We start from the raw sequence: 8,622 nt of genomic DNA, 5'->3' as shown, positions 1-8,622 counted from the left end.
GTACTGGCGGGCGCGCGCATCGACCAGGTTCAGGCGGTTCTCGTTGACCAGCATGGTCTGCTGCTTGAGCCAGGCGGCCCAGGCCTCCTTGCTGACGTTTTCCCACAGTCGCTTGCCGAGCTCGCCGGGGTAGGGCGGGAAGTCGAGGCCTTCGGCCTCTTTGCCGAGCTTGATGCACTGGACCATACGTGCCATTTTGGATGCCTTTGTGGGTGTCTTAGTTGATTTCGTTATTTGGAACTGAGAACTCAGTCGTTCTCGATTCCATATGCCGTATCCAGAATACGTGGCTTCAGCTTTATGCCATTTACGAGCACAAGACCATGCGCCTTCGCCGCGACTTTATCAAGCTTTCCCTCGGCGCCGCCGCTGCCGCCAGCATCGCCCTGACGGCAATGCCGTCGTTCGCGCAGGGCGTGACATTGCTCAACGTCTCCTACGACCCGACCCGCGAGCTCTACGTCGACTACAACCAGGCCTTCGCCAAGTACTGGAAGGCCAAGACCGGCCAGGACGTCACGATCAAGCAGTCGCACGGCGGCTCCGGCAAGCAGGCGCGCTCGATCATCGACGGCATCGACGCCGATGTCGCCACCCTGGCCCTGGCCGGCGACACCGACGCGCTGGTGACGCACGGCGGCCTGGTCAAGCCCGACTGGCAGAAACGCCTGCCGCACAACTCGGCGCCCTACACCTCGACCATCGTCTTCCTTGTGAAGAAGGGCAACCCCAAGGGCCTGAAGGACTGGGACGACCTGGCCAAGGCGGGCGTGCAGGTGATCACGCCGAACCCGAAGACCTCGGGCGGCGCGCGCTGGAACTACCTGGCGGCGTGGGAATTCGCCAAGCGCAAGTACGGCAGCGAGGCCAAGGCCAAGGAGTTCGTCGGCAGCCTCTACAAGAACGTGCCGGTGCTCGACACCGGCGCGCGCGGCTCGACCATCACCTTCGTGCAGCGCGGCGTCGGCGACGTGCTGCTCGCGTGGGAGAACGAGGCCTTCCTGGCGCTGAAGGAATTCGGCCCCGACAAGTTCGACATCGTCGTGCCTTCGATCAGCATCCTGGCCGAGCCCACCGTGACGGTGGTCGACAAGGTGGTCGACAAGAAGGGCACGCGCGCCGTGGCCGAGGAATACCTCAAGTACCTCTATTCGGACGAGGGCCAGGATGTGGCGGGCCGCAACTACTACCGCCCGACCTCCGACAAGGCGAAGGCCAAGTACGCGACGCAGTTCCCGAAGCTCACGCTGTTCACGATCGACGAGGCCTTCGGCGGCTGGGCCAAGGCCGACAAGGCGCACTTCGCCGACGGCGGGTCCTTCGACCAGATCTACCTGAGCAAGCAGAAGTAACGCACGCGCAAGGCCACCGATGTCCGTTCTCCTGATTGCCGGCAGTCCTTCCGCGCCCTCGCGTTCGGCGGTGCTGCTCGATGCGGTGGCCGCGCGGCTCGCCGAGCGCCATGTCCCGGTCGAGCTGCTCGCGATCCGCGAACTCGCCGCGCATGCGCTGCTGCTCGGCGAGGCCTCGCACCCGTCGGTGCAGCATGCGGTCGACCAGCTGCGACGCGCCGATGTGGTCGTGATCGCGACGCCGGTCTACAAGGCGGCCTACAGCGGCGTGCTCAAGGTCTTCCTCGACCTGCTGCCGCAGACCGCGCTCAAGGGAAAGACCGTGCTGCCGCTGGCCACCGGCGGCAGTCCGCACCACATGCTGGCGCTCGACTATGCGCTGCGCCCGGTGCTGCAGTCGCTGGCGGCACGGCACATCCTGCCGGGCGTCTATGCGACCGACGGCCAGGTGACGCTGCAGCCCGAGGGCGCCTACCAGCTGCAGGCCGAGCTCGCGCAGCGCCTCGACGACGCGGTCGAGACGCTGGCGAGCGAGGGGCTCAGGCTGCCGCCGGCCTGGGGCTTCGAGGCGATCGATTTCGCGCACGTGCGATGTAGCGTCTGACGCGCCTGGCGTCCCGCGCGGCGCCCCTTCCCCCAGAACCCCGTCCCGAACGAACTCGCCGCCCAGCGGCGCGGGACTTCCTTTGCCTGAAAGAAACACATGCCGCCCGTTTTCACCGACGACTTCCAGGATTCGCGCCCGCTGCGCTGGATCCTCGCCGACTCGCGATCAGCCCGCTGGTGGTGGCCGCGGCCGTGCTGATCACCGGCTTCCTCGCGACCACGGCTGCTCCCCTGTAACTCCTGCCCTCCGAACGAAAGCATCACCATGACCTCGCATTCATCGATCCGCCGACGACTGATCCAGGGCGCAGCCGCAGCCGTTGCGCTGCCGGCGTTCGCCGCCTTCGCCCAGGCTCCCGCGCGCACGCTGCGCATCGGCAACCAGAAGGGCAACCTGAGCCTGCTCAAGGGCCGCGGCACGCTCGAGAAACGCCTCGCGCCCTTGGGCGTCAGCATCAAGTGGACCGAGTTCACCGCGGGGCCGGTGCAGCTCGAAGCGCTCAATGTCGGCTCGATCGACTTCGGCGACGTCGGCGAGGCGCCGCCGATCTTCGCGCAGGCCGCGGGCGCCCCGCTGGCCTATGTGGCGGCGACCGTGCCGCGTCCGCAATCCGAAGCGGTGATCGTGCCGAAGGCCTCGACCCTCCAGTCGGTCAAGGACCTCAAGGGCAAGAAGGTCGCGCTCAACAAGGGCAGCAATGTCCACTACTTCCTGGTCAAGCTGCTCGAGAAGCACGGCCTCGCCTATGGCGACGTCAACGTCGTCTTCCTGCCGCCTGCCGACGCGCGTGCCGCTTTCGAGAAGGGCTCGATCGACGCCTGGGTGATCTGGGATCCGTTTCTCGCGGCGGCGCAGAAGACGCTCGACGCCAGGCTGCTCGCGGACGCCACGGGCGTGGTGGGGAACCGGGCCTTCTACTTCTCGTCGCTCGACTATGCCGGCAGGAACGCCGACGTGATCAAGATCCTGATCGAGGAACTCGACAAGGTCGACCAGTGGGCCCAGGCCAACAAGGGTGCCTTCGCGGCCGAACTCGCGGCGCTGTGGGGCCTGCCGCAACCGGTGGTCGAGCTCTCGGTGTCGCGCACCCGGTTCGGCACCGGCCCGATCACCAGGGCGATCCTGGCCGAGCAGCAGCAGATCGCCGACACCTTCCTCGCGCTCGGGCTGATCCCCAAGAAGATCAACCTGCTCGACGCCGCGGCCGCGGGTACCTCTTGAGACCTTGCGGGACAGACCAAGACTTGCGGGACGGACCAAGAAACTGCGAAGCAGTTTTTGCTCTGTCCTCAACTGACCAAAAACCTTGCGGGACAGACCAAGAAACTGCGCAGCAGTTTTTCCCTGTCCTCCACTGACTGAGAATTCCGATGCAAATCTTCTGGTTCCTGCCCACACACGGCGACAGCCGCTACCTCGGCACCACCGAGGGCGCGCGCGCGGTCGACCTGGACTACCTGCAGCAGATCGCCGGCGCGGCCGACTCGCTCGGCTATGAAGGCGTGTTGATTCCGACCGGCCGTTCGTGCGAAGACCCCTGGGTCGTCGCGTCCAGCCTGATTGGTGCGACCCGGCGGCTCAAGTTTCTGGTCGCGGTGCGACCCGGGCTGCATGAGCCGAGCCTGGCCGCGCGCATGGCCGCGACCTTCGACCGGCTGTCGGGCGGGCGCCTGCTGGTGAACCTCGTGACCGGTGGCGACCAGGCCGAGCTCGAGGGCGATGGCGTGTTCCTCGGCCATGCCGAACGCTACGCGCAGTCGGCCGAGTTCATCCGCATCTGGCGCGAGATCATCACGCGCAGCCATGACAACCAGAGCTTCGACTACGACGGCGAGCACCTGCGCGTGAAGGGCGCCAGGCTGCTGTTCCCGCCGGTCCAGAAGCCTCATCCGCCGGTGTGGTTCGGCGGCTCGTCGGCCGCGGCGCACGACCTGGCGGCCGAGCAGGTCGATGCGTACCTCACATGGGGCGAGCCGCCGGCCGAGGTGGCGAAGAAGATCGCGGACGTGCGGGAGCAAGCGCATCGCAAGGGCAGGGCGGTGGAGTTCGGCATCCGCCTGCATGTGATCGTGCGCGAGACCGAGGACGAAGCCTGGCGGGCCGCCGAATCGCTGATCAGCCGGGTCGACGACCAGACCGTGATCCGCGCCCAGGCCGCCTTCGCGCGCATGGATTCCGAAGGCCAGCGCCGGATGGCCGCGCTGCACGCCGGCGGCGCCCGGCGCACCCGTGCGGAGCTCGAGATCAGCCCCAACCTGTGGGCCGGCGTCGGGCTGGTGCGCGGCGGCGCAGGCACCGCGCTGGTGGGCGATCCGAAGACCGTCGCGGCGCGCATCGAGGAATACGCAGCGCTCGGGATCGACCACTTCATCCTCTCGGGCTACCCGCACCTGGAGGAGTCCTATCGCTTCGCCGAGCTGGTGTTCCCGCTGCTGCCGCGCAAGCGGCGCCCGGGGCTGCCGGGCCCGGTGCCGGGCGGGCCATTCGGCGAAGCGGTCGCCAATCTCGATGCGCCTTCGCGGCTCGTCTCCCAGAGCTGAAGGACACGCATGAATCAACAAGTACAGGCCCTGCCCGTGGCCGCGCCCTCGCTGGATGCCGCCAGGGGCTTCGCCATCGGCGTCGCCCGGCGGTTGGTCCCGTGGCTGGTGCCCGTCGCGCTGGTCGTCGCGTGGCAGGCCGCGTCGTCGCTCGGCTGGCTCTCCACCCGCGTGCTGCCGGCGCCCATCGACGTGGTCAAGGCTGCGTGGCGGCTCACGGCCTCGGGCGAACTCTGGACCCACGTCAAGGTGAGCGCGGCACGGGCGCTGACCGGGCTGGTGATCGGCGGCGGACTCGGGCTCGCGCTGGGCCTCCTGACCGGCTCGGTGAGATTCGCCGAGACGCTGCTCGATTCGACCCTGCAGATGGTGCGCAACATTCCGGCGCTGGCGCTGATCCCGCTGGTGATCCTGTGGTTCGGCATCGACGAATCGGCCAAGCTGTTCCTGATCGCGGTGTCGGTGTTCTTCCCGATCTACCTCAACACCTTCCACGGCATCCGCAATGTCGATCCGCAACTGATCGAGATGGGCCGCACCTACGGCCTCACGCGCTGGCAGCTCTACCGGGAAGTGATCCTGCCGGGCGCGATGTCCTCGATCCTCGTGGGCCTGCGCTTCTCGCTGGGCCTCATGTGGGTGATCCTGATCGTGGCCGAGACCATCTCGGCGCAGTCGGGCATCGGCTACCTCACGATGAATGCGCGGGAGTTCCTGCAGACCGACATCGTGCTGGTGGGCATCCTGCTGTACGCGCTGCTCGGCAAGCTGGCCGACCTGTTCGCGCGCGGTCTTGAACGCTGGTGGCTGCGTTGGCATCCGGCCTACGGAGTGACGGGAGTGACGAAATGAGTGCGCGGCTTCAGCAAACACACGCCGGCGATGCAGGCGGCGTCCGCCTCGACATCCGATCCTTGAGCAAACGCTACGGCGAGCGCGAGGTGCTGCGCAACACGCAGCTGGCCATCGAACCCGGCCAGTTCATCGCGATCGTGGGCCGCAGCGGCTGCGGCAAGAGCACCTTGCTGCGCCTGGTGGCCGGTCTCGAAGAGGCAACGGCAGGTTCGCTGCAGGTCGAGGGCCAGGCCGTCGACGGTCTGCACGACGACACGCGGATCATGTTCCAGGAAGCGCGCCTGCTGCCATGGCGGCGCGTGCTCGACAACGTCGTGCTGGGCCTGCCCGAGGCGGGGCGGGCACGCGGCGAGGAGGTGCTGGCGCAGGTGGGCCTGGCCGAGCGCCGCGGCGAGTGGCCGGCACGTCTGTCGGGCGGCCAGCGCCAGCGGGTCGCGCTGGCCCGGGCGCTGGTGCATCAGCCGCGGCTGCTGCTGCTCGACGAGCCGCTGGGCGCCCTCGACGCGCTCACCCGCATCGAGATGCATCGCCTGATCGAGCGCCTGTGGCTGCGCCACCGCTTTACCGCGCTGCTGGTCACGCACGACGTGCAGGAAGCGGTGGCGCTGGCCGATCGCGTGATCCTGATCGAGGACGGCCGCATCGCGCTCGATGAACACATCGCGCTGGCACGGCCACGGTCGCAGGGCGACGCAGCCTTCGCGGCGATCGAGAAACGCATCCTCGACCGGGTGCTGCAGAAGCCGGCGGACGCAGACGCCGAGCCGGCCAACGACATCCGCTGGACCGACGGGCCGGCGCATGTGCTGCGCTGGGCCGTGTGACCCCGTTCATTCATTGCTGATCCATCCCATTTCCAACCCGAAGGAGTCTTCCATGTCCATCMAGGCCATCAATGTSCGCAACCAGTTYMRSGGCAAGGTSCGCGAGATCRTSCGCGGCAMCGTCGTCTCCGARRTCGACGTCGARACSSCGTKSGGCATCGTGACCTCGGTCATCACCACGCGCTCGGTCGACGAACTCGAACTCAAGGTGGGTTCGGATGTCGTCGCGCTGGTCAAGTCGACCGAGGTCTCGATCGCCAAGCTCTGAGCCCTCTGCACACGTCCGGCGTTGCCTGGCAATGAATAGATCAGTTGGTTGTTAGGAATTGACTTTTCAGTCGTTTGTGCTTGAAGGGCTTCGTCCTGAAGTGGTCTATCGCCATCAAGGCGACCCGAGCAATCACTCAAACCAACGGAGCATTTTCATGTCATCGGACGTCGAAACCCTCGCACTGCCGGCCGTGCTGGAGCAAGCCCAGGCCGCTGCGGAGCAAGAGAACCTGCCTTACGCCGGGGGCGTCACGCCGCCCGTCGCATGGCAACTCGTTCAGCAGCGCGATGCCGTGCTGGTCGATGTGCGCTCGGGCGAGGAGCGCAAGTTCGTGGGCCATGTGCCCGACAGCCTGCACGTGCCCTGGGCCACCGGCACCGCGCTCACGCGCAACCCGCGCTTCGTGCGCGAACTCGAAGCCAAGCTGGCCAAGGACGGCGGCAAGGATGCCGTGGTGCTGCTGCTGTGCCGCAGCGGCAAGCGCTCGGCGCTGGCGGCCGAGGCGGCCGCGAAAGCCGGCTTCAGCCATGTGTTCAACGTGCTCGAAGGCTTCGAAGGCGAGATAGACGCCGCGCAGCACCGGGGCGCGGCCGACGGCTGGCGCTTCCATCAACTGCCCTGGGTTCAGGACTGAGTGCGGGACGCGCGCCGTCACGAGCGCGCGCCCGCATGGACTCGCAACGCGGAGGAAAAGCAATGTCGGGATTTGATGTCGACCAAGTGGTCGGCGCGCTGCGCAGCGTGCGCGGCGAATGGCGCGATGCGCAGAAGCGCCCGCGCGAGCCCGCCGGTCGGGAGTTCCCGTCGCGCGATGCGCTGTCGGTCGTGATCGAGCAGCTCAAGGGCGCGCTGTTTCCGATGCGGCTCGGCCCTTCCGACCTGCGCCACGACGGCGAGGACTTCTACGTCGCCCACACGCTCGATGCCGCCTTGCATGCCCTGCTGGAGCAGGCGCGTCTCGAACTTCACTACGTCGGGCGCCATGCGCCGCGGGCGGCGGCCGAGATCGACGCCCAGGCCCGCGAGGGCGTGCGCGCTTTCGGTGCCGCCCTGCCGGGCATTCGCCGGCTGCTCGACAGCGACGTCATCGCCGCCTACCAGGGCGACCCGGCCGCGCACAGCGTCGACGAGGTGCTGCTGTGCTACCCGGGCGTGCTGGCGATGATCTACCACCGGCTGGCGCACCAGCTCTATCGGCTGCAGTTGCCGCTGCTGGCGCGCATCGTGGCCGAACTGGCCCATGGCCAAACCGGCATCGACATCCACCCCGGCGCGCAGATTGGCAGCGGCTTCTTCATCGACCATGGCACCGGCGTCGTGATCGGCGAGACCGCCGTGATCGGCCAGCGCGTGCGAGTCTACCAGGCCGTCACGCTCGGGGCCAAGCGCTTTCCGACCGATGCGCACGGCATCCTTCAAAAGGGCCTGCCGCGCCACCCGGTGGTGGAAGACGAGGTCGTGATCTATGCCGGCGCCACGATCCTCGGGCGCGTCACGATCGGCCGCGGCGCGGTGATCGGCGGCAACGTCTGGTTGACTGCGGACGTGCCCGCCGGCGCCAGCGTGACGCAGGCCGGCGTACAGAACGCAGCGCCCGTTGGCGAGGCGCTCGCGGTGTCGGTCCAGTGAGTGCGCTGATCGAGCGCTTCGGCGTGACGGTGCGTCAGTTGCGCGTCCAGAACGGCTGGTCCCAAGTGCAGCTGGCCGAACGCTCGGAACTGGACCGCTCCTATGTCGGCGAGATCGAACGGGGACGAGTGATCGCCTCGATCGTCACGGCGGAGAAGCTCGCCGTCGCGCTGCAGCTCGACGTCGCAGCCCTGCTCTCGCGCTGCCAGCAGCTCGACGAGGCGCGCGCCGGCCAACTCATCAGTTTGTCGGCTATAGCCCGTTGAGGGAAAACCCGAATCCTTCGACACTTTCCTGCAATTCCACCTCGAACCACGGAGTTTCTTCCTATGACCGCAACCGTCGGTGGCACCACCGCCCTGGGCGACAACGCCGCCCGCCAGCTAGCCAATGCCACGAAGAGCGTTCCCCAGCTCGAAACGATCAGCCCGCGCTGGCTCACGCACCTCTTGCAATGGGTCCCGGTCGAGGCCGGCATCTACCGCCTGAACAAGGTCCGCAACCCCGAGTCGATCCAGGTCGTCTGCACGGCCAAGGAAAGCGA

General features: G+C 67.6%; 11 protein-coding genes and 1 pseudogene. 11 read left to right on the top strand and 1 reads right to left on the bottom strand.

Annotation, left to right across the window (positions count from 1 at the left end; genetic code table 11):
- The coding region (locus AC1D2K_RS23630; protein ID WP_478091420.1) for an oxidative damage protection protein at nucleotides 1-195 on the bottom strand (195 nt) is incomplete at its 3' end.
- A 128-nt stretch (nucleotides 196-323) separates the two neighbouring features.
- Between AC1D2K_RS23630 and AC1D2K_RS23625 the strand changes: the two genes are divergently transcribed.
- The 11 genes and pseudogenes from AC1D2K_RS23625 to AC1D2K_RS23575 all read left to right on the top strand — a co-directional run.
- Nucleotides 324-1,352, top strand: a complete 1,029-nt coding sequence (locus AC1D2K_RS23625) for a sulfate ABC transporter substrate-binding protein (RefSeq protein WP_478091418.1) — start codon at nucleotides 324-326, stop codon at nucleotides 1,350-1,352.
- Nucleotides 1,353-1,371: 19 nt separating this feature from the next.
- Nucleotides 1,372-1,956 (top strand): NADPH-dependent FMN reductase, encoded by a 585-nt coding sequence (gene ssuE, locus AC1D2K_RS23620; RefSeq protein ID WP_478091417.1) that lies wholly within the window; start codon nucleotides 1,372-1,374, stop codon nucleotides 1,954-1,956.
- Nucleotides 1,957-2,223: 267 nt separating this feature from the next.
- The gene (locus AC1D2K_RS23615) at nucleotides 2,224-3,180 is read left to right on the top strand and encodes a sulfonate ABC transporter substrate-binding protein (protein WP_478091415.1); all 957 of its coding nucleotides are present in this window, start codon (nucleotides 2,224-2,226) and stop codon (nucleotides 3,178-3,180) included.
- A gap of 149 nt (nucleotides 3,181-3,329) precedes the next feature.
- Nucleotides 3,330-4,499, top strand: coding sequence for an FMNH2-dependent alkanesulfonate monooxygenase (gene ssuD, locus AC1D2K_RS23610; protein ID WP_478091414.1), 1,170 nt, complete (start codon nucleotides 3,330-3,332; stop codon nucleotides 4,497-4,499).
- A gap of 9 nt (nucleotides 4,500-4,508) precedes the next feature.
- Nucleotides 4,509-5,351 carry an aliphatic sulfonate ABC transporter permease SsuC gene (ssuC, locus tag AC1D2K_RS23605; RefSeq protein WP_478091412.1) on the top strand — a complete coding sequence of 281 codons (843 nt, stop codon included), beginning with the start codon at nucleotides 4,509-4,511 and terminating at the stop codon, nucleotides 5,349-5,351.
- The gene (locus AC1D2K_RS23600; protein WP_478091411.1) at nucleotides 5,348-6,178 is read left to right on the top strand and encodes an ATP-binding cassette domain-containing protein; all 831 of its coding nucleotides are present in this window, start codon (nucleotides 5,348-5,350) and stop codon (nucleotides 6,176-6,178) included. The genes ssuC and AC1D2K_RS23600 overlap by 4 nt, the downstream gene beginning before the upstream one ends.
- 52 nt (nucleotides 6,179-6,230) lie before the next feature.
- Nucleotides 6,231-6,446 (top strand): TOBE domain-containing protein, encoded by a 216-nt coding sequence (locus AC1D2K_RS23595; protein WP_478091410.1) that lies wholly within the window; start codon nucleotides 6,231-6,233, stop codon nucleotides 6,444-6,446.
- 157 nt (nucleotides 6,447-6,603) lie between these two features.
- A complete protein-coding gene (locus AC1D2K_RS23590; RefSeq protein WP_478091409.1) occupies nucleotides 6,604-7,083 on the top strand; it encodes a rhodanese-like domain-containing protein in 480 nt (159 codons plus the stop codon).
- Nucleotides 7,084-7,145: 62 nt separating this feature from the next.
- The gene (epsC, locus tag AC1D2K_RS23585) at nucleotides 7,146-8,078 is read left to right on the top strand and encodes a serine O-acetyltransferase EpsC (RefSeq protein ID WP_478091408.1); all 933 of its coding nucleotides are present in this window, start codon (nucleotides 7,146-7,148) and stop codon (nucleotides 8,076-8,078) included.
- Entirely contained in the window at nucleotides 8,075-8,344 is a 270-nt protein-coding gene (locus AC1D2K_RS23580; RefSeq protein ID WP_478091407.1) for a helix-turn-helix domain-containing protein, read from the top strand. The genes epsC and AC1D2K_RS23580 overlap by 4 nt, the downstream gene beginning before the upstream one ends.
- A gap of 63 nt (nucleotides 8,345-8,407) precedes the next feature.
- A pseudogene (locus AC1D2K_RS23575) lies at nucleotides 8,408-8,622 on the top strand (hypothetical protein); the annotation flags it as partial.

The sequence above is a fragment of the Variovorax sp. P1_H12_2 genome, assembly GCF_056405335.1.
This window is presented reverse-complemented; position numbering and strand designations above follow the sequence as displayed.

Bases quoted from the DNA above. Each gene is read 5' to 3' on its own strand.
- AC1D2K_RS23625 (WP_478091418.1), top strand. From the start codon at position 324: ATGCGCCTTCGCCGCGACTTTATCAAGCTTTCCCTCGGCGCCGCCGCT.
- ssuE (WP_478091417.1), top strand. From the start codon at position 1,372: ATGTCCGTTCTCCTGATTGCCGGCAGTCCTTCCGCGCCCTCGCGTTCG.
- AC1D2K_RS23615 (WP_478091415.1), top strand. From the start codon at position 2,224: ATGACCTCGCATTCATCGATCCGCCGACGACTGATCCAGGGCGCAGCC.
- ssuD (WP_478091414.1), top strand. From the start codon at position 3,330: ATGCAAATCTTCTGGTTCCTGCCCACACACGGCGACAGCCGCTACCTC.
- ssuC (WP_478091412.1), top strand. From the start codon at position 4,509: ATGAATCAACAAGTACAGGCCCTGCCCGTGGCCGCGCCCTCGCTGGAT.
- AC1D2K_RS23600 (WP_478091411.1), top strand. From the start codon at position 5,348: ATGAGTGCGCGGCTTCAGCAAACACACGCCGGCGATGCAGGCGGCGTC.
- AC1D2K_RS23590 (WP_478091409.1), top strand. From the start codon at position 6,604: ATGTCATCGGACGTCGAAACCCTCGCACTGCCGGCCGTGCTGGAGCAA.
- epsC (WP_478091408.1), top strand. From the start codon at position 7,146: ATGTCGGGATTTGATGTCGACCAAGTGGTCGGCGCGCTGCGCAGCGTG.